Below are 23,268 nucleotides of genomic sequence, written 5' to 3' on the forward strand. Positions count from 1 at the left end.
GTTCGACGATGAGGGCGTCCCAGCCGATCTGGTGCAGACGCAGGGCGGTGGCCAGGCCGGCGATGCCGGCTCCGATGATGATGGCGCGCATGAAAGGTGTGCTTCCTTAGCTGGTGAGGTGGTCGAGCAGTCGCTGTTCGGCTGCGGCATCCAGCCGGGTATCGGCGAGGGCGCGTCGGCGCGGGGTGCCGGGTCTCCTTCGGCCTGCAGCCACGTCCAGGTGTCGGCGAGGGTGTCGCGCAGCGGACGCGTGGTGAGCCCTTCGGCCAGGACGGCGCTGACATCGGCGTCATGCATGCCGCTCGGCGCGCTCCCGTCCGGCATGCGTAGCCCGAGCTTCATGCCGAGCGGCAGGCCGTGCCGCAGGAGCAGTTCCGGCTGAGCCCACACCAGTTCGGCGTCGAAGCCGGTGACCTCCAGCGCCGTGGTGAGCAGGTCCCCGAGGGTGATCGCCCCCGGCGGGCCGGTCGTGGTGAAGACGCCGCTCAGGCCGCGTTCGGCCGAGCGCAGCAGCCAGACGGCCAGATCCCGGACGTCGATGTATTGCAGGGGTGTCTGCGCGGGGGCGGGTGCCAGGACGCGCCCGCCCTTTTCCAGGCGGCGCAGCCACCACGGGATGCGGCCGACATCCTCATACGGGCCGAGGATCATCCCCGCCCTGGCCAGCAACGTCGCCTCGGGGAAGTACTCCAGGACGGCGAGTTCGCCGCCGCGCTTGGCCGCGCCGTAATCAGCGTCGTCGGTGCTGGCGGGGTCGCCGTCGACCAGGGGCGCCTGCTCATCAGCGCCCGCGGGCCAGGGCCAGCGGTGCACGCCACGGCTGGAGACATACCCGTAGTGCCCGGCCCTGCCGGACAGCAGGCGGGCGGTGTCGCGCACCACGCGGGGCGCCCAGGCCCAGGTGTCGATGACCGCGTCCCACTCCTGGCCGTCCAGCGCCCGCCGTACGGCCTCGGGGTCGGTGCGGTCGGCGACGAGCGCCCGAACGTCGGGAGCGGGGGCGCGGTTGAGGCCGCGGTTGAGCGTGCTCACATCGTCGCCGCGCTCCAGCGCGGTTTCTACGACGGCGCGGCCCACGTGGTGGGTGGGTGCCGCCGAGAACAAGCAGTTTCATGACAATCCTGGGATGAGGGGCAGCCAAAGGGCTGACAGGTGATGGTGATCGTGGAAGATCTCGTGTTCCGAGGCGCGCAGGCCCGTTCCGGTCGCGAGCGGCTCGCCGGAGCCGGGGTTGCGGCCGAAGCGCGGGTGGGCGCCGCTGGAGACCTGCAGCCGGATGCGATTGCCACGCTTGAACCGGTGGGCCATCGGCCACAATGCGATCTCGACCGTGCGGATGTCGCCCGGGTCACGCAGGCGCACGATCCCGTCGCACACGTTGATCGACCTGCCCCGCGCGTCCACGTCACACAGCCGGGCGAAGTAGTCGACGTTGGGGTTGTCCGAGCGCGCGTGCAATCGCACGCGGACCGGCCCGACGGCCTCGACGTCGGTGGCGAGGGGCGCGGTGGTGAAGGTGAGCACGTCGGCTCTGGCCTCGACGGCGCGGGTGTCCTTCGCACCCGCCGACAGGCCCACCTGTGTGCCACCGACTGTCGGGGTCGGGTCGGCAGGGTTGTAGCGGTAGCGGCTGGGAGCGCTGTGGCCGTCGTGCGGGGTAGGGCTGAGCCCGCCGTCCGGGGTCAGGAACCAGGGGGTCGCCTCGTGTACGGGCGGCCAGGCGGGCGCGTCGATCCACCGGCCCGCGCCGGTGACGAACAGCCGAACGCCCGAGGGCGCCTGCCGTCCGAGCAGCGCCGCGTCCAGCATCGCGAGCGCGTCGGTCAGCCCTTGGCGGGTGTAGAGGCCGCGGCCGTGCCCCCATGGGCCGACCAGCAGCCGAACCTGCCGCCCCGTTGCGGCCAGGGCGGCGTAGTCGGCCAGCATGCTCGGCAGGAAGAAGTCGTGCCAGCCGCCCTGAAGGTGCACCACCGGTGGCATGCGGGCAGTGTTGGCGCGGTGGTCGGTGCTCGCCCAGTACGGCTCGCCGGGGCCGTGGGTGACCCAGTCCCGAAACCACGGCACGGCGTGCCCGGTCAGTGCCCGATCGGCCTCTTGCAGCGGGAGGGCGAGCGTGGCGCGCGACAGCCGCCGCGCGGCGCCGACCAAGCCAGCCAGCTGGCGGGTGATGCCGTAGCCTCCCGTGAACATCCGCTCCACCAGTTGCACCCAGCCGAGTGCGTTGCCCGTCGCGAACGCTCCGCCGGGGTACATGAAGCCTTCGGCGAAGCTGGACGGCGCGTCCTGGATGAGTGCGATCTTCCATTCCGGGATGTCCCGGGCGGCCAGCTCCCACTGCACGAAGCCGAGGTAGCTGGCGCCCCACGTGGCCAGTTCGCCGCCGAACCAAGGCTGGGCGCGCAACCAGCTCAGCGTGCCGTCACCGTCGGCCGGGTCGATGACGAACCCATCGAAGCGACCCCCGGATCCGGCTGTGCCGCGCAGGCTCTGGTACAGCACCTGGTAGCCGCGCTCGGCCAGCAGCGCCGGGAGCCGATCCAGGGCGTTGCCGCGACCGTACGGACTGCGCATGAGCACGAGCGGCGGACGTCGTTGGCCCGCCGGGTAGTAGTGCGTGGCCAGCAACCGCACACCATCGGAAGCCGGGATCTCCACGTTGCGCCGCACACGCACCCGGTGACGTAAGGCGGGGCGCACGCCGTACAAGCGGCTGAGCAGGGTCATGACCGGTCACCTTTCTGGCGACGTAGACGAGCTGTCACATCGCCGACCAGGCTTCCCGGCACACCATCGGCGCTCCGCACGGCGGAACCCGATACTCGCAACATACCGACTTTCAGAACTTTCTGAAGTTCTGTGCAGTTCGACATCCTGCGCTCGTGAACGGCAGACAAGACCGGTGGCAGGCCGCCGAACATCTCGCCCTGACCCTGGGGCGGGCTGCAGCGCATGGCCGCGCACTCTGGCCGTCTTCCTCTTCACCGACCAGCAGAGCGTCACCGCGGGCGAGATCGCCGAACGGCTCGACGCCCGCGCGGGCTCGGTCTCGGCGGCGGTGAAATCCCTGGTGTCGGTCAGGCTGATCGAACGCCTGCCCGCCCCCGGCAGCCGCCGCGAGCACTACCGTTTGCGTGACGACGCCTGGGCCACCTTGTTCACCAGCCAGAACACCGTCATCCAGGTCATGCTGCAAGCCGCGCAGACCGGCATCGACACCATCCCGGCCGGCGACCCCGCCCACCGGCGGCTGAGGCAGATGCGCGACTTCTACCACTTCATGCTGAGCGAGATTCCCGCCCTGCTCGAACGCTGGCTGCAGCACCAGCGCAGTTGACCCCACTGATCAGGCGCTCCCGCCGCCTGCCGCCTGGTCGGCGGTCCGCTGTGTGAGGTCCTCAGCCCACATACGCCCAGAACCCACAATGAGTGGCTCTTGGTCCGCCGTTTCTCTTGGTCGGGGTGCGACCGGAATGCGGCCTGTCGTTAAGGAAGCTGCCGCCAGTGATGGAGCCGGGCCGTCCCGGACCGGCTTCCAGGCCAAGAAGGCCTCAGCTGACCGGCGTAGTGGGCAAGGAGTCGCACAGCCGCTACTGACACCTCGTGACGGAGTCACTGACGCTGGATGGCAGAACCTGCTGACACTTCTCGTGGCACTTGGCAGTCCTGCTCCCGAGGTTGTCTCGAACCCCATAGCGGCTGTGAGCTAGATCACGGTTGAGATTGACCTCGGGTCAGGGTGGAAGCTCGGCGCGACGCCGCGGACCTAACAACGTCGAAGGGCAAATCACCATGACGATCACGCTTTCCGATCGGGACAAGAGCACCCTGCGGTTGGCCGCGTACGGCGCCGTGACGTTGACGTCCGCCGCCGGCGCCGCCGGCAAGCCTCACAAGATCGCCACCTCCGGCAGCATCGCGCTGGGGTCGGCCACCGGTCTGATCGGGCATGTGCTCGCCGACTACCCTGAAGGCAAGGACCTGGACGGCATGTCCGTGGCCGAGATCGCCGACCGCGTGCTGCCGGCCCTGATCGCGGCCATGAACCTCCTGAAGATGCAGGATCCGGCCGAGGCCGACAGCTTCCGCAGCACCGTCCTCGCCGCCGTCGAGACCGCCCAGACGCACCAGGGCCGGCCGAGGCCCGCCACGGCCGAGATGGCCCGCAAGATCACCGAAGCGCTCGACGCCGCCGGGGTGGCCGTCGCGGACAGCGGGGCCGTGCCGGAAGCCGCGGCCGGGCAGGATCGTCCGGAGCTGCAGAAGGCGATCGAGGAGATCGTCGAGTCCGGTTTCCTCGGGATGTCGCTGCGTGTGCGCGACGAGCGGGGCGAGTGGGTCGGCAGCGCCGGGGTGGCCGAGCTGGGCGGGACCGCCAAGCCGCCGGTCAACGGGCATGCCCGGATCGGCAGCAACACCAAGACCTTCGCCGCGACCCTGGTGTTGCAACTGGTGGCCGAAGGCAAGATCGAGCTGGACACCCTGGCGGCCGGCTACCTGCCCGAGTTCGGGCTGGACCGGCGGATCACGGTGCGGATGCTGTTGCGGCACACCAGCGGGCTGTTCAACTTCACCGGCGACGACGGCGGCGACGGGACGATGGTGCCGGGGATCCCCGTTCCCTACGGCACCACGGCCAAAGAGTGGGTGGACAAGCGGTTCCGCACCTACCGGCCCGAGGAGCTGGTACGTCTGGCGCTGTCCAAGCCGGCCCGGTTCGAGCCGGGGACGGGCTGGAGCTATTCCAACACCAATTACGTGCTGGCCCGGCTGCTGATCGAGAAGGTCACCGGCCGCTCGCTGGCCGAGGAGATGCAGGAGCGGATCCTGGGGCCGCTCGGGCTGTCGGGCACGGTGGTGCCGGACGCCTCGCCGGAGATCCCCGAGCCGCACGCCCACTTCTACCACCGCTATGAGGAGGACGGCCGGCACAAGACGATCGACATCACCCGCCACAGCCCTTCCTGGGTCTCCACCGGCGGTGACATGATCTCCACCAGCCAGGACCTGGCCACGTTCATCTCCGCGCTGATGGGCGGCAGGCTCCTGCCGGCCACGCTGCTGGCCGAGATGTGCGCCCCGCGTCCGACGGGCCTGCCGAACATGGACTACGGGCTGGGAGTGTTCGTCCAGAAAACGGACTGCGGCGGCACCGTCATCACCCACAACGGCGGCCTGGCCGGTTCCGCGGGGATGATGTGCAGCACGCCCGGCGGCGCCAAGACCTTGACCGCCGTACTGAACTGGGTGGACGACGTCGACCTGTCCGTGGCGTCAGCGTTCCAGAGCGCCCAGCGAAGGCTCGTCAACGAGGTGTTCGGCGGCGAGCAGGCCGATCCGGCTCAGCCGGCGGACTGAACCCTGTGACCTGTACGCCTTGAAAGGCGACCCCTTCCGGGTCGTGCATCAGGGAGAACGCGAACCGGGGCCACCTGCTCGGCTGTGGTCTGCCCGGTCGCCGAGCTTGAGCACAAGGCAGGATGGTGCCGATGAACGGAGTCACGATCGGGCAGGCGGCGGCCTTCGTCGGCGTCACCGTGAAGACGGTACGGCATTACCACAAGCTCGGCCTGGTGAAGGAGCCGGAACGCGACAGCTCCGGCTACCGCCGGTACGGGTCGGCCGAGCTGTTGCGGCTGGTGCAGGTCCGGACGCTGGCCGCCGCCGGGGTGCCGCTTGCCGAAATCGGGCCCCTGCTCGACGCCGACCCCGAGCTGTTCGCCGCCGCGCTCACCGACGTCGAGCGGCACCTCACCGAACGGATCGAGGAGCTGATCGCGCGCCGTGACACGCTGCACCGCCTCGCCGACGGCGACCGGGCCCTGCTGCCCGACCGCGCCGTGGCGCTGCTGCAGCGGCTGTCCGGCCTCGGCTTCCCCGCCAACGAGGTGGCGGCCACCAGGGAGGGCTGGGTGCTGGCCAGGGCCCTGGTCCCGGAGGGCTTCGACGACTACCTCACCCATGTCGAGCACGCCCTCGAGGACCCCCGCTTCGTCGCGTTGATCAAGCGCGCCACCGAAGCCACGACCTGGGAGCCGGACGACTCGCGCATTGCCGACCTCGCCACCGCCATCGCCGACCACTTCCTCGCCAACCCCGCACACCTGAAGATCGTGACCGGCCTGCAAGCTCGCACCGACGCCGCGGCCCGGTACCACCTGATCGCCCACCACGGCGAAAAGCAGGGATCGGCCACCGCCCGGGGGGTCGCGCTTATCGAGGCCAAACTCCGCGCCGCGGGCATCCATACCCCCAGACCAGACACCCACTGACAGCGCCGGTCCCCAGGCCGAAGGGCCGGGGACCGGCCGGGAGCTGCCGGCTGACACCGCTGGAGCGACTCGTCCCACCCTGGATGCATCGCCTCAGCCATCCACGCGTCCATCGAAGGAACGGCCAAAAGGACAGGATCGCGCAGCCAGGCCATCCTTCGCGGTAGGCCTGACGAATCTTCCCGCCGTTGCCGTGGCAGATCTTGCGGGCCAGCTGGTGCCGGGATTCCTGCACGGTGAGCTGTTTGTTGAGCTTGCGCCGGTAGGTGTCGTCGATCGGGTCCAGGATGGACAGTGGTGCAGGGTCTTGTCGCTGCGGCCGTACTCGGCGAACGCCTGCCCGGGCGGGGTCGGACGCCCGCCCCGGGCGAACAAGCGCAGCAGATCGTAGGCGCGCACCTGGTTGGTCACCAGCGATCCGGCAACCTGGCCTGATCCGTCGTGACCAGCTCGGGTTTCGGCCCGGCGTCGATGTTGATCAGGCAGTCCAGGATGTACAGCGTCGACTGCCATGTAGTCGAGTAACCGGCCGCTGACCAGGTGGGCATCCGGGAGACCGGATGGTGTTGGCGAACGTGCTGGGACCCGAGGCTAGGTCGAGGGCGCTCGGCCACCAATAGCCTCGGTGATCAAGCGGCCGGCTCGACGTCAGCGAAGTAGACCTCCTTCAGCTGGGAATCGAACGGATCCGGCCGATGACGTAGCTCGTCGGTGGCGTACGCGCCGAAGCGGCTGATATCGGGGTTGAGGAACCGAGGAACGGCCGTTATCAATGAGAATGATCTTGTTTGGCGGGAGCCGGAGGTGATCATTCCTGCAACGCCGTCAACGAAACGTCAGACGGGGTCGGCCGCTGGAGGCCGGCGGGCAGCCAGCGCCGCTCCCGCCAGGACGAGCAAGGTGCCGACGATGGTGCGTGTGGTGACCGGCTCGGAGAGCAAGAGGACGCCTGCCACGACGGCGACGACCGGGGCGAGGTAGGTGATGCACCCGAGCACATCCCCCACTGGTGGGGACCGCACGGCGCCACCACCGACGTGGTCGAGATGGACGTCCGTCCGGGCGGCAAGTGGCGATGGATCAGCATCGTCGACGGCGGCCAAGCCCCGTTCGCCGGAGAGTACCTGGAGGTCGTGCCACCTCAGCGGATCGTCCGAACATCGATCTTCGACATCGAGCCGTTCAACAGCGGGCCGGGCGCAGTCGAAACCATCACCTTCGACGAATCCGCGGGCAAGACCAAGGTCACCTACCACACCCGCTTCCCTTCGCAAGATGCGATCGACGCCGCCGTGGGGCAGGGCATGTCCAAGGGCACGCTGGAGCAGTTCGACCGCCTCGCCGACCTGCTGACCCGGATCAGCTGACGACGATGACCGCCGACGAACGCTCCCCAGCCTCCACCGCCAAGCGGACCGGCAAGGCCGCCACCATCACGGCCTGGGGGCTGCAGATCCTGCTCGCCCTGGCCATGGTGGCCGCCGGGGCGTCCAAACTTCTCGCCGAGGCCAGTGCGGTCGAGATGTTCGACGACATCGGCGCCGGGCAATCGCTGCGGCTGGTGATCGGCGTGCTGGAAATCGCCGGCGCGGCAGGCCTGATGATCCCGCGGTTGCGGGCGCTGGCCGCACTGTGCCTGCTGCTCCTGCTGCTCGGCGCCACCGTCGTCAACCTGACTGTCCTGGGCGCCAGCCCGCTCATTCCCCTCGCCTACGCCGCCCTGGCCGCAGCCATCGTGTTCCTGCGGCAGCACGAGCTACCGACGAGGCGCCGAACATGACGCCACCCTGGCGCCGATGACCTACGCCCTCATCCGATCATCTGGATGCTGCACGCCCATCACGTCGTCACGCCCCGCCTGGCCGCCGGCGGTGGCAACTGCCCTCGGGGGGCAGCCCGACCTGTCCCTTGCGGGCGAGGACACCGACCGGCCCGGCCACCGGGGGGCGGCCATCGCCCGTCACTTCGATGTGCCCCTGCCGCGGAAAGGGGTGCTGATCTTCTGATCCCGGGACCGGAACGCTGCTGGGCATTGACATGTCATCGTCACCATCGAGGCCGGCAAATGCCCACCAGCCGGGCACGGTGAGCGGATCCTTGGGCGTTGGCCAGGAGGAGGCGGTTCGCTGAGATTCCGATTCTGGACGGAGGCCGAAGGGACCGGCCTGCCCCGGGCGGCCAGGCTCCCAGCTGTGCGGCGTCCTCGCCGCGGTAGAGCGTCCGGATCACTACCCGCTCCTTTTCGTTACGGCCGGATTGCCTCCCGGCTGACATATTCGCGCGCGCTGGCTGCCCGGACCACCGGATCTCCGTAGGCACAGCCAATCGCGACGCAGTTACCAGGAAGGGCCGCTCCGTACCCCCCGCCCTCCGTCACGGACCGGCCCGGCTGTCACTGAACTCCATCAGTCTGGCACCACGCAGGGCGTTCCGGGCTTGCTCGGCATCGCGATCACGCTCGCTCCACAGCGGTCGCCACCTTTCGGCCCTAGCTGAACCTTGGCTGGTCATCACCCATGATCTCCACCGCAGACGCCTCGCGGCCGCCGTCCAGGCCTGGCCTGCACCGACAAGGGCCCATTCCGTTTGATCACTTCCGCTACGGTTCGCCCTCCTGGCTGGTGGCGGTGTGCGGGGTGGCCGACGTTGACCCGTATGTTCTCTGAGGATCGGCCGAATTCTTCCTGGAAGGTCAGGCGCTTAGCAGCGCTTAAAGATGTCCTTTCCAGGGCAGTGGGGCGATCTCGATGGGCACGTTCGGGCGGTCGGCCGCGATCGACGTCAGAGCGGCCTTCTCGCGGCGGCGTCCAGCGTGAGCTCCCACCGAGTTTTTGATTGCGGTCCACTCGGCGATGTACCGGCACCGCACCGGCTCGATCGGCAGCCACGTGCTGGGGTCCTGCTTGGCGACCCTCCGAACCATCTCGTCGGTGAACGTCGCGTTTCGTGTAGTCCACTGGCTCCGGAACCGCCGAGACGAGTGCGCTGTATGAGGGAGTGCTTTCCTACGCTCCCGCGGGCATTCCGCCCGACCCCGCCGGCATCGCGGTGCCCATCCGCATCCGCCCTTGCGGAGCGGAGCTGTGCTTGATCAATACCGTCACGACGTTTGACGCTGCTCTCGGCCACGTGTGATGATCTTGCCTTGAGTGCCGCTGTCGAAGTCGTAGCGTAAACGGCGGTCGCACGCCCGAATTCGCCGATGCGGTCACGAGCAGCGTGCGGTCGTCGATGAACGCGGCCGGCATATCGCGGCATTGGCTGCCGCATCCGGTGCATGTTCATCCGGATGGAGCCGCCGCCGGCTCGATGTGCTCGGGGAAGAGGCTGGCGAGGTTGCGGATGCACAGTTCGCGTATCTCGTCCCGCGACAGCGGCGAGCCCTCCAGCCATTCGACGCATACGGCTCGGACGAACGCCAGCCAGCCATGCAGCGCGACCGACGTTACGTGCCTGTTGCGGCCATGGCCACCCAGCGCATCGAGAAGGCGGGCGTGGAGAGTGGCGAGCTCGTCGGAGATGATCTCCTGGACGGTCGGGTCGCCGGCCAGTGCGCCGCGGTTGGCTGTGAGGATGTTGTTGCGGTGTGTGGTGAAGTAGTCCAGGTGGGCGTCGATCCCCGCCTTCACCTGCTCGGCCATTGGCAACGCGGGATCAATCGGGCTGGAGGCCAGCAGCCGCTCGCTGTCGCGCTCGAAGATCGCTGCGAACAGGTCGCGCTTGGTGGAGAAGTAGCGGTATAGGAGTCCACGGGATACGCCGGCACGTGCCGCGATGCCCTCCATGTGCACATCCTCGTAAGAGTGACGAGCGAACATCTCGGCGCCGACGTCGAGCAGTTGGCTGCGCCGCTCGTGCGGGGTCAGCCGTCGTCTTCCCTCGCTCATGGTCGCCAGCTTACTTGACGCGTGTTCAATAACGCTTCTAATGTACACGTGTTCAGCAAGGAGGGGATGTGCGAAAGCGGTATCGGGTGCGGCGAGTCACCGCGACAGGGGCAGCCGATTATGAGGACGCCTTCCAAGTCACCATCAGCGAGACGCGATCACCCGAGCAGTGGGCCCGGGCGGTCTTCCAGGACGCGCCACCGCCGGTCCGCTGGTTCCTGCTTCTCGGCTGGCGCGCTTTTCTTGGCCTACGTCTCCGCCGCCCTCTATCGTCTGCCCATCACATTCTGGGGTGGCAAGTCGCAGCCTTTGACAGCGCCACGATCCGCCTCGCGCTCAGCTCGCCACTGATGAACGCGCGCCTGCTGTTTCGAGTGTCGGATGATGCCCTCACGCTGACCACCGACATCGCGTACCTTCGCAGGGCAGGGTGGCTGGTCTGGGTGCTCGTCGCACCGGTGCACAGGCGGATGATCCCCTACCTGCTGATGCGGGCCACAGCCAACCGACTCGTGTGACCGACCTTCCGGCGACGGGCAACGTACTCGCATACCAAACAAGACAGCTTGGCCGAGTGAGCTGGTCCGGCCCAGGGTGCGCAGCGCAGGCCACAGGGCCGGACGGCCGCCTTCCTGGCCTGGCCGCTGGGGCTGGCCGTTACCTCGGGCCTGGCAGTGGCTCGCCGCGACGGCCGGGCGCCGGCTGGTGGCCTTCGGCGCGTCGGCGCTGACCGCCGCCATGGTGGCGCTGATCGGCACGGTCGTCCTGGCGGGGGACGCGCTGAACGGCTGGCACCTGGCGCACTCGGCGGCATCGGCTTCGGGCTGGTCGCGCCGATCCTGGTCGACATCGTGCTGTCGGCCGTGCCCCATCAGGACGCCGGTGCGGCCTCCGGCGTGGTCAACACCGTCATCCAGGGGGCCGGCGCCGGGACCCCGCACGCCCTAGATCTGTTGGCCGTAAGGAAAGCATCGTAATGAAAGGCACCGTCATGACCGCGTTCGCCTCCAAAGGTGTCCGGGACGAGCATGTCGCCGTTCCCCTGCCAGCCGTTCCCTCGGTCGCGCGGCTGAGCTTCGACAACGGGCCGGAGCTGGTCACCCTGCGCCCGCAGCCCGAACTGACAGACCTGCTGGAGGCACGGTTCGGCATGCCGCTGCCGCTGGTGTGGGCCGCCGACGCGAACGTGCACATCGCCTACCCCGCCGGGACGCGGCTGCTGCGCCGGTCCCACCCGTCCCTCCTCACACTCAACCCGGCCGTGCCGTGGGCGCTGGACGTCCACGGTGGCGCCGCGCACCTGGACGCCCAGCTCACGGGCCTCGACGTGCGCTCGGTGACGTTCCACTCGGGTGCCGCGCACGTACGCCTCGTGCTGGACCGCCCGGCCCGGGCCCGCGTGAGCCGGCTGGCCGCGGTCGAGGATCTGCGCGTCGAGCGCCCCGCCGGCGTGCCGGTCCGGGTGGGGTTCGCACGGGCCGCCACCAATCTGAGGCTGGACGACCAGTGGTACGGCGCCGTCAGCGGAGGCCTCACCCAGGCCACCCACGACGGCGACGCGCCGGGCTACCAGATGATCGAGGCTGGCGGCGCCGACACCGTCACGGTGGTCGCCGCGTGAAGCGCCGCACCCTTCTGAAAGCCGGGCTCATCGCTGTGCCCGCCACCGCCGCCGCCACCCTCGGCGGCGCCGGATGGTGGTGGGCAGGCGCGGACCTGGACACCGCCGGAAAGATCCGGTTCGTCAACCGGCTGACCATCCCGCCGCTGGCGCCCTCCCAGCGGGACCCGGAGGGCCGCAGGGTGTTCGACCTGCGGGCGAGTCCGGGCGAGCACCGGTTCCGCGCCGGCCGGCCGACCCCTACCTGGGGGATCAACGGCCCGTACCTGGCGCCCACGCTGCGAGCGGCCCGCGGCGAGACCGTGGTGATCCGCTTCCGCAATGACCTTCCGGAAACCACCACCCTCCACTGGCACGGGATGCACCTGCCTGCCCGGATGGACGGCGGCCCCCACCAGCCGGTGGAACCGGGCACCACCTGGTCGCCCACCTGGACCGTCAACCAGCCTGCCGCCACACTGTGGTACCACCCGCACCCGCACGGCCGGACGGCCGTCCACGTCTACCGAGGACTGTCGGGCCTGTTCATCCTGGACGAACCAGGCGCCCGTGGGCTGCCGAGCCAGTACGGGGTCGACGACATCCCCGTCATCGTCCGGGATCTCAACCTCACCGAGCACAACGAGCTGGACGAACGGGATCGGGAACAGGGCGGCGTCGGCATCGTCGGCGACCTGGTCACTGTGAACGGCACGCCGGCGCCCTACCTGCCCGTGACCACCCAGCGGGTCCGGCTGCGGCTGCTCAACGGGTCGAACTCGCGGATCTACCGCTTCGGGTTCGGGTCCGGGCGGACGTTCACCGTTGTCGGTACCGACGGCGGGCTGCTGGCGGCGCCGTACGAGACCGGACGCGTGCAGCTCAGCCCGGGAGAACGCGCCGAGATCGTGGTGGCCCTGCGACCGGGGGAGCGCGATGCGCTGCGGAGCTTCCCGCCCGAGACGGGCCTGAACCCCTGGGATCGGCGCTGGACCGGCGGCGACGACACCCTGGACGTCCTGGAGCTCCGTGCTGCGCGACGGCTCGCCCCGTCGCCGCCCCTTCCGGCACGCCTGGCCGAGGCTCCCCGGCTCGTGACCGATCCCGCGACGCCGCCCGTCCGCCGCTTCGAACTGTCCGGGTACACGATCAACGGCAGGGCGATGGACATGAAGCGCATCGACTTCGCCGTCGCCCAGGGCAGCACCGAGGTGTGGGAGGTCACCGCCATCGACGACGCCCCGCACAACTTCCACGTCCACGACGTGCAGTTCCAGCTGGTGTCGGTCGGCGGCGCGCCACCGCCGCCGGAACTGCGCGGCTGGAAGGACACCGTGCACACGCCGCCCAACGTTCCCGTCCGCATCGCCCTGCGGTTTCGCGGAGAACCGGATCCGGCGACGCCCTACATGTTCCACTGCCACATCCTCAACCACGAGGATCAGGGCCTCATGGGCCAGTACGTTGTCACGGCGCCCGGCCGGTCCGCAGGCCGGTCCCCGGTCCGGTCCGCGCCGACCCACCACCAGCATTGATGGCCGGATTGCGGCATCTGAGAGGCTGGGGTGGCGCGGTACGCCGGGTTGTGGCCGCTCCGTTGCGTCGCTGTTCCGCACCGTCGCGATGGTGACGGGCGGCTGACGGACCAGAGGCTCGATCAGCTTCGAGACGCTGGCCGGGAGTTGTCCGTCCAGGAGTGAACGATCAGGGTCCTGGCGCTGAACACGGCCGGCCACGCCCGGACACGGCTGCACCTGTTTGAGCGCGCCCGTGACCTGCCCGAACCCACTTCGACTTGATGCGGGCCGGGGCGCGACCATACAATCAGGGCAGTCGTACAGGACGATTGCCCTAGACAGGAGGGAACCATGGTCTCCCCAGCCGCCGAGCGCGGGCGCGCGGTCCGGGAACGGCTGCTGACCGCGGCGGCGGAGCTCATCCCCGAACGCGGCTGGACGGCGGTGAGCACCCGGATACTCGCCGAGCGCGCCGGGGTGACGCCGAGCGTGGTGCACTACCACTTTCCCTCGTTGCCGAGCCTGCTGAACGAGGCCGCGACCAGCGAGATGAGGAGAATGCTTGCCGGAATGAACGAGCTGCTGGAAAGCACCCGCTCCCCCGGCGACGCGATCGAGACGATGCTCGCGTCGGTCGAGAAGTACACCGGCGCCGACGCCGCCTCGCTGTTGTTCGTCGAGGCCTACCTGGCGAGCACCCGCGACGACGGGCTGCGCGAGGGGATCGCCGAGCTGGTCGCCGAGTTCCGGCAGCGGTTCGGCGAGTGGCTGGAGCAGCACGGGGAGCCGGCCCCGTTCGAGACCGCCGCCGTCTTGGCGGCCTGCGTGGACGGCCTGCTGCTGCACCGCGGCCTGGGCCTGCGGGCGAAGGATCCCTCAGCGGTGCTGCGCAGGCTTCTTTCCCCGTCCCCAGAGGAGGAACGACAGTGCGGACAGTGATCTGCGGCGCCGGCATCAGCGGCCTGGCCCTGGCCCATCGGCTCGCCGGCCTGGGCGGCGAGGTCGTGGTGGTCGAGCGGGCCCCCGGACCTCGCCCCCAGGGATACATGATCGACTTCTTCGGCCCCGGGCTGGAGGCGGTCGAGGCCATGGGGCTGCTGCCCCGGTTCGAACGAGTGGCCTACCACTATGACGAGGGGCGCCTGGTCGACCGTAAGGGTCGCCGCCGCGCCACGATCCGGACCAAGAGCTTCTCGCGCGGCCGGCTGCTGGACCTGCTGCGTCCCGACATCGAGGCCGTGCTGGCCGAGAACCTTCCGCCCGAGGTCGAGTTGCGCTATGACACCGCGCTGATCGACCTCGCCGACCGCCCCGGCGGCCTGACGGTGACGCTGGAGGACGGCACCGTCCTGGATGCCGATCTGCTCGTGGGCGCCGACGGGATCCATTCGACCGTCCGCCGGCTGGCGTTCGGGCCGGAGGACCGCTGCCTGCGCTACCTGGGCCTGCACACGGCGGCGTTCACCTTCGACGCGCCGGATGTGCACGCCGCCACCGGGGACGCGTTCTGCCTCACCGACTCCGTCGACCGGCAGATGGGCTTCTACGCGCTGCGTGACGGACGGGTCGCCGCGTTCGCGGTGCACCGCAGCGCCGACCCCGCGGTTCCGGACGATCTCCGGGGGGCGATCCAGCGGGCCTACACCGGTCTGGGCTGGGTGACGCCGCGCGCGCTGGAGCAGTGCCCGCCGGCCGAGGAGATCTACTACGACCAGGTCGCGCAGATCGAGCTCCCGGAGTGGAGCACCGGCCGGGTCGTTCTGCTCGGAGACGCCGCCTGCGCCGTGTCGCTGATCGCCGGGCAGGGCGCGTCGCTCGGGATCGCCGGCGCCTTCGTGCTCGCCGACCGGCTCGCGCACGCTCCGACGATCGAGCGGGCCACCGCCGAGTTCGAGCGCCTGTGGCGGCCCGTGGTCGAGGACAAACAACGCAACGCCCGATCGATGGCCCGCTGGTTCCTGCCCTCCTCACCGACCGACCTGCGCATCCGGCGCCTCATGCTCAGCCTGACCCGGCTGCCCTTCGTCACCGGCTACCTGAACTCCGTCCTCGCAGGCAAGGACACCAAACTCGCCGACGTCATGCGCCGGGCATCCGGCACCGCGGCCGAATCGGCGCTCGCGTAGCGCCGCTCCGATCCACGGTCAGCCGGCCGAGCAGGTCGACGGCCTCGCCCCGGCGAGGTCCGAAACGCCCAGCAACGGCTCCTCGACGAGGTGTTCGGCAGCGAGCAGGCCGATCCAGGCCGGCCGACGCACTGAGCACCTGTGACCCGTACGCCCCGAAAGGCGCTTTCCGGGTCGTGCGTCAGTGACCACGCGAACCCGGGCCACTCCAGTGACGTGACACCCTGCGCCGACTCGCCGACTCGCCGACTCGCCGACGGTGACTGGGCTCTGCTGCCCGAACGCGAGTTGACGCTGCTGGAGCGGCTGCACGGCCTCACGGCTCACGTCGAAACAGCTGACCAGGACAGGGTGGCGCCCAGAATGGGCCCCACACGCCGGAGGACCGGTGCCGACGGGCGAATCGGGCTGCACCGCTCAAAGGCGGCGGCCGACGAGAGCCGGTGACCCCGCGAGCTGCGACCGGAAACTCCCTAGTCGGACTCACTCCAGAGATACCACGGGCCCTGCCAGTGTTCGTAGAGATCCTCGCCCTCAGGCTCAGGCGGCTCGCCCTCAGGGCTCCAGGCGAATCCGGCAGTACCGAAAAATCCGGCGCCGTCGATGGCGAAACGTACTCCGCCACGGACCCTCTCGGCCCGTTCGACCGGGAACAGCCCGATCCATTCGTCGTCCGCGGGCAGTGGCGCGCCGTAGGAGAAGGCTTGGGAGCGGCCGTCGAGGGCAGCTCGGGCCAGGGCGAAGCGCGCCTTCAGGGGTGCACCCACGTATACCAGGCCGCAAACCAGCAGAACGATCAGGGGCGGCAGTGACCACACTGGCCATTCGCGACGCAACCGCGCTGAAGGTTGACGTCTGAACAGGCCACGAGCGCCACCTTCTGCCGGTTGCCCTTGGAGTAGGTGCGGGCCTTCTTGGTGGGGTCGAGTGGGAAGCGCTCGATCAGCTCTGCACGGCGGGCCTCGTCGAGCCCGCCGCGCAGGCGGCCGAGCAGGTCGATGACCTCGCCTCCGGAAGGTTCGCCCGTGATGGTGTGGACGCCGATCCAGCTCGGTACCTTCCTCGATGTCGCTGTGCAGCACCGGTTGTACGCCTTGTTCCACCTCATCGCTTTTCGGGGGCTGCGGCGTAACGTCTGGAGTGGGGTCCGGCGTGGACCGATACCGGGCGGATCTTCACGCACGAGGACGGCGCCGAGTTGCATCCGGCGTGGGTCAGCGAGCTGTTCGCGCAGCTGGCCTACCAGGCGGGGCTGCCCCCGGTCCGGTTGCACGACCTACGGCATTGCGCGGCGACGCTGGCTTATGCGGCGGGGGTGGACACGAAGATGGTGTCGTCGATGTTCCGTCACAGTTCGACCAATCTGACCGAGAACACCTACACGACGGTGCTGCCGGAGCCGGCGCACGAGGCGGCCGAAGCGAGCGCCGCGATCGTGCCGCGGGCGGTGGCGTCCGGAACCGCCGGTCTCCCCTCGGTCTCCCAAGAGGGGTCCCTAAACCCCACCGGCGATGGGGGAATGTGAACGCCCTGGTCAGAAGGGTGAAGGGTGGTAGGGCGCCCGGGGCTCGAACCCGGAACCTACGGATCAAAGACCGGAGGCGGTGACGGCCGTACCGCGGATCCGTGGTCACGTCGGGACGATCGTCAGATGGCCGTGCGTGACCAGTGCTGGTTGGTGCCGGTGTTGCACGGATACTGCTTGAGGATCACGCCGTCGGCGGTCGAGGCGGCCGGTACGTCCACGCATTTACCGCTGTGCCGTGCCCGGAGTTGGAAGTAGCCGCCGTTGGCGACCATCTGGAACTGCTGGTTAGTGCCGCTGCCACAGGTGTACTGGATGAGCTCGGCACCGTCGGCGGTCGAGGCGCTCACCACATCGAGGCACTTTCCGCTGTGCTGGCTGACGATGCGCCAGTAGCCGCTGCCGGCGTTCTGGAACTGCCACTGCTGCCAGGCGTTGCCGTTGTAGGTGTACTGGCCGACACGCGCACCGTTGTCGGTGTTCGGCTGCTGGACATCCATGGCCTTGCCGCTGTGACGCACGTTGATCCGGTAGGTGGAGTCGCCGCCGCCGATGGTGTCGCCCCAGGCATATCGGATCCGGTCAGCGCCGGAGGTGTTGCGGACGGTCAAGTTGAGATTGGTGCCGCTGCCGCTCAGGGCGTACATCGAGTACCAGTCGTAGCCGATGTTGCCCGGCTTGCCGCCGAGGGCGGGCCAGTAGGTGCCGCCCATGTGGTTGTCACGCATGACCTGGGCCATGGCGCGGATGTGGCGCACGAAGTTGTCGGTGCTGTTCGCGTCGCCGTAGTTGAGGCCGGTGGACATCGGCGCGCCGAACTCGGTGGCGACCGCGCGGGAGGCGCAGTTGCCCAGACGCGTCTGAATGTGGCTTCGGAAGGCGTCGTAGGTCATCGCGCTGTAGAAGAAGGCGTAGTGGTGGAAGGACAGCAGCGTCGAGTTGAAGCGGCTGTCGTTGCAGATGTCCCGCAAGTCCTGGCTGTAGCCGGTGCCGCCGATGAGCACCCGGTTCGCGGGAGCCGAGTAGTGGTAGTCCAGCCAGTTGGCGGCGATGTTGCGCCATTCGGCCGAGCTATAGCCGTGCGGCTCGTTCATCGGCTCGAAGTAGACGTTGCTGTTGGAGCCGTACGTGTTGGTCACGCTGGACCACATCGAGTTCCACGCCGCCAGGTTGGTGATACGGCCGCCGGAGGCGGCGCCGTCCTCCCAGTAGGCGAGGATGACCTTCCAGCCGCGGGCCGTGGCGGCGTCGATGGCTCCGCGGTAGGCGTTCCACCAAGCGCTGTTGGCCACCGTGTGCGTGTTGATGGGCAGCCGGACGGTGTTGATCCCCATGGTGGAGGCCATGTCGTCGTAGAGGGCGTTGGCCTTGGCGCGTACTGTCGCGTTGCTGTCGGACTGGCTCAGGCCCTGCACGACAAGCGTGCCGGTGCTGAAGTTGTCACCCAGCACGGCCCAGTTCATGCCCCGGAATTGGCTGGTGGCGGCATTGGCCGGCGGCGTGGAGACCACGAGGCTCGCCGCCGCGGCGAGCGCGGTCGCCACCAGGGCGACCAGCAACCGGCGTAAGGAACGGGTGCTCCGCGATGGTCCTGATGTCAGAGTCATGAATGCCCAATCACTAGACGGATCCGCGGTCACGTCGGGACGATCGTTAGATGGCCGTGCGTGACCAGTGCTGGTTGGTGCCGGTGTTCGTGCCGTGCCCGGAGTTGGAGGTAGCCGCCGTTGGCGACCATCTGGAACTGCTGGTCAGTGCCGCTGCCACAGGTGTACTGGCCGACACGCGCACCGTTGTCGGTGTTCGGCTGCTGGACATCCATGGCCTTGCCGCTGTGACGCACGTTGATCCGGTAGACAGTCGGGGACGAAGCGTTGGAGTCGCCGGAGGGACCCTCGATCGTGGTCCCGGTCCTGACCGGCACGCCGAGGTTGGGCGAGCCGTCCGAGTTGAAGCTGATCTTCTGAGCCCGCGTGGTGCGCGTGGTGCCGCAGCCCTGGCCGGCGGAGGAGTTCGCGTGGTAGACGACCCAGGTCTCGGTGTTATCGGGTGACTTGACGAATGAGGCGGCCCCGGGCTGTTGGCGTCGCTGCGCTGGAAGATGGGCGTGGACTCCTTCGTCCACGAGCTGGACGACATCGGGTCGCCACCGGTCCAGGTCAGCATGCCGAGCTTGTAGTCGGGCGTCTGGCAGGAGCTCGCCGAGTACGTCAGGAAGGTCTTTCCGGCGCGGAACGCGGAGTAGACGAAGTGGCTCGGGTACCCGTTGAACCAGATAACGCTGCCGTCGATCGCCCACCCGCCGTTGGGCTCCAGGTTGAGGATGTCCCGGTAGGTGTACGGGCCCAGCGGGTCCGAGCCGGCGCTCTCCAGCACGCCGGTCCGGCGCTCACCCTGGCCGGGCGACGCCTCCGCCGAGAAGTACAGGTACCACCGGTTGTTGATCCACTGCAGGTCGGGCGCCCACATGGTGCAGCAGCCGGGCCCGGGGCTCAGGGTGAATACCGTCTGCTCGGCCGCGGTCTTCAGGCCGGCCATCGTAGCCGACCTGCGCATGATGATCCTCGAGGACCACGTCGTGGCCACGTAGTACCAGTAGCCGCCGCTGTACACGATCGAGGGGTCCGCGCCGTTGCCAGGCTCTTTCGTACGTACATCGGGGTTCCTTTCCGGGGGGAACTGCGCTGTCTTCGAAGGAAATTGTTAGCGCTAACATTTCACAGCACACAACCGAGCCTTGCATGAGTGTTAATGCCCGCATCGCTCGCGTCAAGAAGTGGTAATCCAGGAATGGTCATGTTAATGTTCGCGCAAAGTTGTGACCCCCGTCACCTGGTAACCCTCCGCGACAGAGCCTGCACCATCCGTCCCGCGCTTCACCCTCAGGAGGCCATCCGTGAACAGACAGCGGGCGAAGGTGCGGGAGATCCGGTGAGGAAGGCAGCGGTTGCCTCGGCTGCCGCAGCGGCGGCCTCGGGGGAGATGCTGGTGTAGGTGTCGCGGGTGAACGCCGAGGAGGTGTGCCCGAGGGTCTCCTGCACGATCTTGATGTCCACTCCAGCCGCGAGCGACACTTCCCAACCCTGAGCAACCGCCTGCGACATGCTCGATTCTCCTGCGCCAAGCGCCGCAGGCCATCGGTGCCGTCGGGGACGCCTTCGACCTGACCGACGGCGAACGCCAGTTCCTGCTTCTCGTCGGAGGCCGATGAACCGGCGCACCTCCAGCTCGACGTGGAGTGGACGCCCGCCGACCGACAGGTCATTCAGGCGGAGCCGATAGCGGTCGTGGACGCGCGCTGTCGTGCGGCGCTTCACGATCGAGTTCTTGGCGATTCAGATCATGACGCAACGGCCGTAGCCATGCGCACCGAGTAGCGAGATCTCGACCAACGCCTTCGACCTCCCACGATCGCCGGTGGAAATCGCCCTCAGTAACCACTCCCCAAAGAGTGCTCAAGAGCTCAATTTCGAGATCGCTGACAGCCCCGTCTCGGTCGGCCGCCGACGAAAGCCGCACGGTCGCCAGGACCACGATTCATCGGCTGCTGTCACGGCGCGACATGCCGATCACAGTCACTCCTGGAGCCAGGCGGCGACGAGGGAACCTGTGGGTCTGGTAATCGATCACAGTGGCGGAAAGGATTTGCGTGTTTCGTTCCGTCCGCTTCTTGCTCGCGGCCTCGGGCAGCCATACCGGCGTCCGTTCGTCGAGGGGATAGATCGCGACCTGCACCTCGACCATCTGCACGCCGTGGGGCGGGGTGATGTCGATGTCCCAGGGCGCGCCGTCCCAGAAGAGGTCTTCCGTACGGTCGCCGACCGTCGCAGTAGCCACGTCGCCGACCAGGTCGAGGCGCAGCAGCACGCGCTCGCCCGCCAGCCCGTCCGTGGGCACCGTGATCGTGTAACGGGCCGCGTGGGCAGCGAACGTGTCCGGGTCGGGCGCTGAGGCACGGCCGGGGACGGTGATCGGGCGTACTGGGGGCGACGTGGCCTCGGCCTTCCGCACGACCTGCACGGGAACGGGTGCACAGGACGCGTCGATGTGATGTCGCTCGAAGACGTCCCCACCGAGGATGTCGACAGTGGCAGGGCCGGTGCTGATGGCGGCGAGATCTCCATCCTCCATCAGCACGATGTCGGCCTCTGAGATCACGAGCCGCCCGTCACCGGGCAGCCAGGCGTACCTGGCATCGACGGTGTCAAGGACCAGCAGCCGCAGCCGCGCCCCTTCGGGCGTCTCGACCGTCAGCAGCTCGCGCGAGCCCGGCAGGTCCTCCAGGATCACCTCGCCGTCCCGCTCGAACACCGGATGCCCGCTCACCCGCGTGCCCGCGGGCAGGGACAGATGGCCGGGCACCCCCTCCACCTTCGTCAGGACCAGCACCGGATCGTCCCCCTCCAGCACAGTCAGCAGCCCGAGAGTGGCCCAGTTGACCGTGACGCCGTACACGCCGAGGTGGACCGGCCAGCACACGAACGTCCCGCTGGGGATGTCGATCGGCCGGTGCGGGAACACGACCCGGGTCTCGTCGAGCTCGATGTCGAAGCGCACGCCGTGGTGGGCGGGCAGCGGCTCGTACGGCTGGTGCGTGTTGACGAACACGAACCCCTCGCGCCCGTCCGAGCGTAGCGACCAGCGCAGCGTCGTCCGCTCGTGCACGTCGAGCGTGCCCGGGATGGTGGCGTTCATGCCCGCCAGCCGGTCGCCGAACGCGGCCAGGAAGGCGTGCTGGTTGCGCAGCAGGTGGAAGCTGTCGCGGGTCTGCAGGTGGGCACCGATCGGGGCGTGGAAGTCGTAGTTGTGGACCGGGAGGTCGTTGGGGTAGCCGGTGGCATGGGATTCCTGCAGGCCGGGGCGGGGGTTGGAGCCTCCGGCGTACATGTAATAGCCCTGCCAGACCGAACCGCTGCCGAGCTTGCACAAAGCCACGGCCGCGATGTCCTCCCCCGCAGGCCACGGGCGGCGGTGGTAGGCGGTGGCCATGCCGCCGCCCAACTCGCAGGTGGCCGCCGGGAAGTCGGGATGCTTGGCACCCGGCACACCCGTGCTCTTATCGCCCGCCAGGTCCTTGCCGATGCCCGGGTCGTCCCACTGGTGGGAGAAATGGAAGTGGGTGCGGAAAGAGTCATCCCAGCCGTCGGCAGTGTCCACCCAGAAGCCGTCGGTGTAGCCGCCGTACAGGGGGAAGACTTCGCCGACCGGGATGTCGGCGTTGCCCCAGGCCGTGGCCGTCCACAGCGGGGCGTGCAGGCCGGACGCGCGGGCGAGCTTTTTGAGGGTGACGATGTGGTCGCGCTGGTCGTACAGCTCGTTCTCGAGCTGGATGCCGATGATTGGCCCGCCGGGCCCGCACAGACCGCCGAGCCGCCGCCCCAGATGGCCGAACCAGCGCCGCACCTGCCCCAGGTAGGTGGGGTCGTCGCTGCGGGCCGGGGCGACCCAGTCGGGCAGTCCGCCGTTGCGCACCTCGCCGTGACACCATGGCCCGATCCGGACGATTACCTCCAGGCCGGTGTCGCGGCAGATCCGGACGAACGCGGCCACGTCCAGGTCGCCGTCGAACAGCGGCTCCCGATCCTGGCGCTCCTGGTGGTGGATCCAGAACACGTAGGTGGACACGACGCTGATCCCGCCCGCCTTCATGAGTCGCAGCGCCTCCTGCCAGCGGTGCCGGGGCAAGCGGCTGTAGTGCAGCTCGCCCGTCACCGGAATCCACCGGCGCCCGTCGCGCCACAGGGAGCGGCTGGTGAGGCCGAGCCCGGGCCGCGTGTCCTCGGCGCCGGCCATGGGGGTGCGAGTCTCGGGGAGATCCCAGGGGGTGTGCTTCACGGCGTGAGTGGCCGGGTACGTCATGTGAACCTTTCGAGAAGAACGATTTAAGCGCTTGCGCGGCGGACCAGCCGGGTCGGTACGTCCACGGACGGCATATCGCGCCCGACGTGTGCACCCCGCCCGCTTGATCATCCCGTCGCCCTGGTCTGCTCGGCTTGTCCCGGGTCGATGGTGGGCGGGATGATCAGGCTTCCACCTCAGCCACTTACGGCCTGACACCCGGCGCGGCGATCATCCCGGAGCCGGAGGGCCCCCGCCGGAGGCACTATCTGCGGCGACGCAGCGTCACTCTGGCGAGCCAGATGATGGTGGGTAGGAGGATCAATAGAACGACGAAGCCAGCTCCGACAGCGAGCTCGGCGTCGCTCCATAGCTGGATTGGAGCTGGCCCGGTTTGGTGGACACCTGATCTCTGGGGAACCCTGGTTCCCGGAAGAAGGAGTCTGCAGTGTCGAACAACTATCCGCCGGAGTTTCGCCGGCAGATGGTGGAGCTGGTGCGCGCGG

Annotated in this window: 22 protein-coding genes and 3 pseudogenes; 11 read left to right on the plus strand and 14 right to left on the minus strand. The window is 68.9% G+C overall.

Annotated features, from left to right (window positions below; all coding sequences use genetic code 11):
- Both E1295_RS37015 and E1295_RS37020 read right to left on the minus strand, forming a co-directional pair.
- A partial coding sequence (locus E1295_RS37015; RefSeq protein WP_246080799.1) for a Rossmann-fold NAD(P)-binding domain-containing protein occupies positions 1–1,104 on the minus strand: 1,104 nt, incomplete at its 3' end.
- A 6-nt stretch (positions 1,105–1,110) separates the two neighbouring features.
- The gene (locus E1295_RS37020) at positions 1,111–2,724 is read right to left on the minus strand and encodes a CocE/NonD family hydrolase (RefSeq protein WP_132638063.1); all 1,614 of its coding nucleotides are present in this window, start codon (positions 2,722–2,724) and stop codon (positions 1,111–1,113) included.
- Positions 2,725–2,899: 175 nt separating this feature from the next.
- On the opposite strand from E1295_RS37020, the gene E1295_RS37025 reads away from it, so the two are divergent.
- From E1295_RS37025 to E1295_RS37035, 3 genes are all read left to right on the plus strand, one after another.
- The gene (locus tag E1295_RS37025) at positions 2,900–3,334 is read left to right on the plus strand and encodes a GbsR/MarR family transcriptional regulator (protein ID WP_246080801.1); all 435 of its coding nucleotides are present in this window, start codon (positions 2,900–2,902) and stop codon (positions 3,332–3,334) included.
- Positions 3,335–3,789: 455 nt separating this feature from the next.
- The gene (locus E1295_RS37030) at positions 3,790–5,355 is read left to right on the plus strand and encodes a serine hydrolase domain-containing protein (protein ID WP_246080802.1); all 1,566 of its coding nucleotides are present in this window, start codon (positions 3,790–3,792) and stop codon (positions 5,353–5,355) included.
- A 131-nt stretch (positions 5,356–5,486) separates the two neighbouring features.
- Positions 5,487–6,269 (plus strand): MerR family transcriptional regulator, encoded by a 783-nt coding sequence (locus E1295_RS37035; RefSeq protein WP_246080804.1) that lies wholly within the window; start codon positions 5,487–5,489, stop codon positions 6,267–6,269.
- Here the strand turns inward: E1295_RS37035 and E1295_RS52660 are convergent.
- From E1295_RS52660 to E1295_RS49290, 4 genes and pseudogenes are all read right to left on the minus strand, one after another.
- Positions 6,211–6,504, minus strand: coding sequence for a transposase (locus E1295_RS52660; protein WP_220449082.1), 294 nt, complete (start codon positions 6,502–6,504; stop codon positions 6,211–6,213). The genes E1295_RS37035 and E1295_RS52660 overlap by 59 nt on opposite strands.
- Before the next feature lie 116 nt (positions 6,505–6,620).
- Positions 6,621–6,680: pseudogene (locus tag E1295_RS52665) on the minus strand (hypothetical protein); the annotation flags it as partial.
- Entirely contained in the window at positions 6,677–6,817 is a 141-nt protein-coding gene (locus E1295_RS49285) for a hypothetical protein (protein WP_166427592.1), read from the minus strand. The pseudogene E1295_RS52665 and the gene E1295_RS49285, both read right to left, overlap by 4 nt.
- 288 nt (positions 6,818–7,105) lie before the next feature.
- Entirely contained in the window at positions 7,106–7,291 is a 186-nt protein-coding gene (locus E1295_RS49290) for an EamA family transporter (RefSeq protein WP_246080806.1), read from the minus strand.
- Positions 7,292–7,315: 24 nt separating this feature from the next.
- Here E1295_RS49290 and E1295_RS49295 point away from each other — a divergent pair, with 24 nt between their 5' ends.
- Both E1295_RS49295 and E1295_RS37050 read left to right on the plus strand, forming a co-directional pair.
- Positions 7,316–7,636, plus strand: coding sequence for an SRPBCC domain-containing protein (locus E1295_RS49295; RefSeq protein WP_166427593.1), 321 nt, complete (start codon positions 7,316–7,318; stop codon positions 7,634–7,636).
- Positions 7,637–7,641: 5 nt separating this feature from the next.
- Positions 7,642–8,049, plus strand: coding sequence for a DoxX family protein (locus E1295_RS37050; RefSeq protein WP_132638069.1), 408 nt, complete (start codon positions 7,642–7,644; stop codon positions 8,047–8,049).
- A gap of 1,501 nt (positions 8,050–9,550) precedes the next feature.
- Here the strand turns inward: E1295_RS37050 and E1295_RS37055 are convergent.
- On the minus strand, positions 9,551–10,156 hold the full coding sequence (locus tag E1295_RS37055; protein WP_132638071.1) for a TetR/AcrR family transcriptional regulator: 606 nt from the start codon (positions 10,154–10,156) through the stop codon (positions 9,551–9,553).
- A 68-nt stretch (positions 10,157–10,224) separates the two neighbouring features.
- On the opposite strand from E1295_RS37055, the gene E1295_RS37060 reads away from it, so the two are divergent.
- The 5 genes from E1295_RS37060 (at position 10,225) to E1295_RS37080 (ending at position 15,399) form a co-directional block, all read left to right on the plus strand.
- A complete protein-coding gene (locus tag E1295_RS37060; protein WP_132638073.1) occupies positions 10,225–10,674 on the plus strand; it encodes a DUF2867 domain-containing protein in 450 nt (149 codons plus the stop codon).
- A 458-nt stretch (positions 10,675–11,132) separates the two neighbouring features.
- Positions 11,133–11,777 (plus strand): hypothetical protein, encoded by a 645-nt coding sequence (locus E1295_RS37065; RefSeq protein WP_132638075.1) that lies wholly within the window; start codon positions 11,133–11,135, stop codon positions 11,775–11,777.
- Positions 11,774–13,291, plus strand: coding sequence for a multicopper oxidase family protein (locus E1295_RS37070; protein ID WP_132638077.1), 1,518 nt, complete (start codon positions 11,774–11,776; stop codon positions 13,289–13,291). Before E1295_RS37065 ends, E1295_RS37070 begins: the two co-directional genes overlap by 4 nt.
- Positions 13,292–13,624: 333 nt before the next feature.
- Positions 13,625–14,212, plus strand: coding sequence for a TetR/AcrR family transcriptional regulator (locus tag E1295_RS37075; RefSeq protein WP_132638079.1), 588 nt, complete (start codon positions 13,625–13,627; stop codon positions 14,210–14,212).
- Positions 14,200–15,399 (plus strand): FAD-dependent monooxygenase, encoded by a 1,200-nt coding sequence (locus E1295_RS37080; RefSeq protein ID WP_132638082.1) that lies wholly within the window; start codon positions 14,200–14,202, stop codon positions 15,397–15,399. The genes E1295_RS37075 and E1295_RS37080 overlap by 13 nt, the downstream gene beginning before the upstream one ends.
- Before the next feature lie 473 nt (positions 15,400–15,872).
- Here the strand turns inward: E1295_RS37080 and E1295_RS37085 are convergent, their stop codons facing one another.
- Complete coding sequence (locus E1295_RS37085; RefSeq protein WP_132638084.1) at positions 15,873–16,166, minus strand: hypothetical protein; 294 nt, start codon at positions 16,164–16,166, stop codon at positions 15,873–15,875.
- A gap of 77 nt (positions 16,167–16,243) precedes the next feature.
- Positions 16,244–16,414: pseudogene (locus E1295_RS37090) on the minus strand (ABC transporter ATP-binding protein); the annotation flags it as partial.
- 183 nt (positions 16,415–16,597) lie between these two features.
- On the opposite strand from E1295_RS37090, the gene E1295_RS51375 reads away from it, so the two are divergent.
- Positions 16,598–16,924 (plus strand): tyrosine-type recombinase/integrase, encoded by a 327-nt coding sequence (locus tag E1295_RS51375; RefSeq protein WP_246080808.1) that lies wholly within the window; start codon positions 16,598–16,600, stop codon positions 16,922–16,924.
- 122 nt (positions 16,925–17,046) lie between these two features.
- Here E1295_RS51375 and E1295_RS37100 read toward each other — a convergent pair whose 3' ends face one another.
- The 5 genes and pseudogenes from E1295_RS37100 to E1295_RS37120 form a co-directional block, all read right to left on the minus strand.
- Positions 17,047–18,483: an RICIN domain-containing protein gene (locus E1295_RS37100; protein WP_220449084.1), complete on the minus strand. Its 1,437-nt coding sequence runs from the start codon at positions 18,481–18,483 to the stop codon at positions 17,047–17,049.
- Positions 18,484–18,560: 77 nt separating this feature from the next.
- Positions 18,561–19,049 carry an RICIN domain-containing protein gene (locus tag E1295_RS37105; protein WP_166427594.1) on the minus strand — a complete coding sequence of 163 codons (489 nt, stop codon included), beginning with the start codon at positions 19,047–19,049 and terminating at the stop codon, positions 18,561–18,563.
- Between the two features lie 200 nt (positions 19,050–19,249).
- Positions 19,250–19,537: pseudogene (locus tag E1295_RS52670) on the minus strand (family 43 glycosylhydrolase); the annotation flags it as partial.
- A gap of 269 nt (positions 19,538–19,806) precedes the next feature.
- Complete coding sequence (locus E1295_RS37115) at positions 19,807–20,028, minus strand: hypothetical protein (RefSeq protein WP_246080812.1); 222 nt, start codon at positions 20,026–20,028, stop codon at positions 19,807–19,809.
- A gap of 433 nt (positions 20,029–20,461) precedes the next feature.
- Complete coding sequence (locus E1295_RS37120; RefSeq protein ID WP_132638090.1) at positions 20,462–22,783, minus strand: beta-galactosidase; 2,322 nt, start codon at positions 22,781–22,783, stop codon at positions 20,462–20,464.
- Positions 22,784–23,268 lie beyond the last annotated feature (485 nt).

The sequence above is a fragment of the Nonomuraea mesophila genome (assembly GCF_004352805.1).
GTDB lineage: Bacteria > Actinomycetota > Actinomycetes > Streptosporangiales > Streptosporangiaceae > Nonomuraea > Nonomuraea longispora.

Coding starts and splice junctions, on each gene's coding strand:
- E1295_RS37020 (WP_132638063.1), bottom strand. CDS start 2,724: ATGACCCTGCTCAGCCGCTTGTACGGCGTGCGCCCCGCCTTACGTCAC.
- E1295_RS37030 (WP_246080802.1), top strand. CDS start 3,790: ATGACGATCACGCTTTCCGATCGGGACAAGAGCACCCTGCGGTTGGCC.
- E1295_RS37035 (WP_246080804.1), top strand. CDS start 5,487: ATGAACGGAGTCACGATCGGGCAGGCGGCGGCCTTCGTCGGCGTCACC.
- E1295_RS49285 (WP_166427592.1), bottom strand. CDS start 6,817: ATGCCCACCTGGTCAGCGGCCGGTTACTCGACTACATGGCAGTCGACG.
- E1295_RS49295 (WP_166427593.1), top strand. CDS start 7,316: ATGGACGTCCGTCCGGGCGGCAAGTGGCGATGGATCAGCATCGTCGAC.
- E1295_RS37050 (WP_132638069.1), top strand. CDS start 7,642: ATGACCGCCGACGAACGCTCCCCAGCCTCCACCGCCAAGCGGACCGGC.
- E1295_RS37055 (WP_132638071.1), bottom strand. CDS start 10,156: ATGAGCGAGGGAAGACGACGGCTGACCCCGCACGAGCGGCGCAGCCAA.
- E1295_RS37065 (WP_132638075.1), top strand. CDS start 11,133: ATGAAAGGCACCGTCATGACCGCGTTCGCCTCCAAAGGTGTCCGGGAC.
- E1295_RS37075 (WP_132638079.1), top strand. CDS start 13,625: ATGGTCTCCCCAGCCGCCGAGCGCGGGCGCGCGGTCCGGGAACGGCTG.
- E1295_RS37115 (WP_246080812.1), bottom strand. CDS start 20,028: ATGTCGCAGGCGGTTGCTCAGGGTTGGGAAGTGTCGCTCGCGGCTGGA.
- E1295_RS37120 (WP_132638090.1), bottom strand. CDS start 22,783: ATGACGTACCCGGCCACTCACGCCGTGAAGCACACCCCCTGGGATCTC.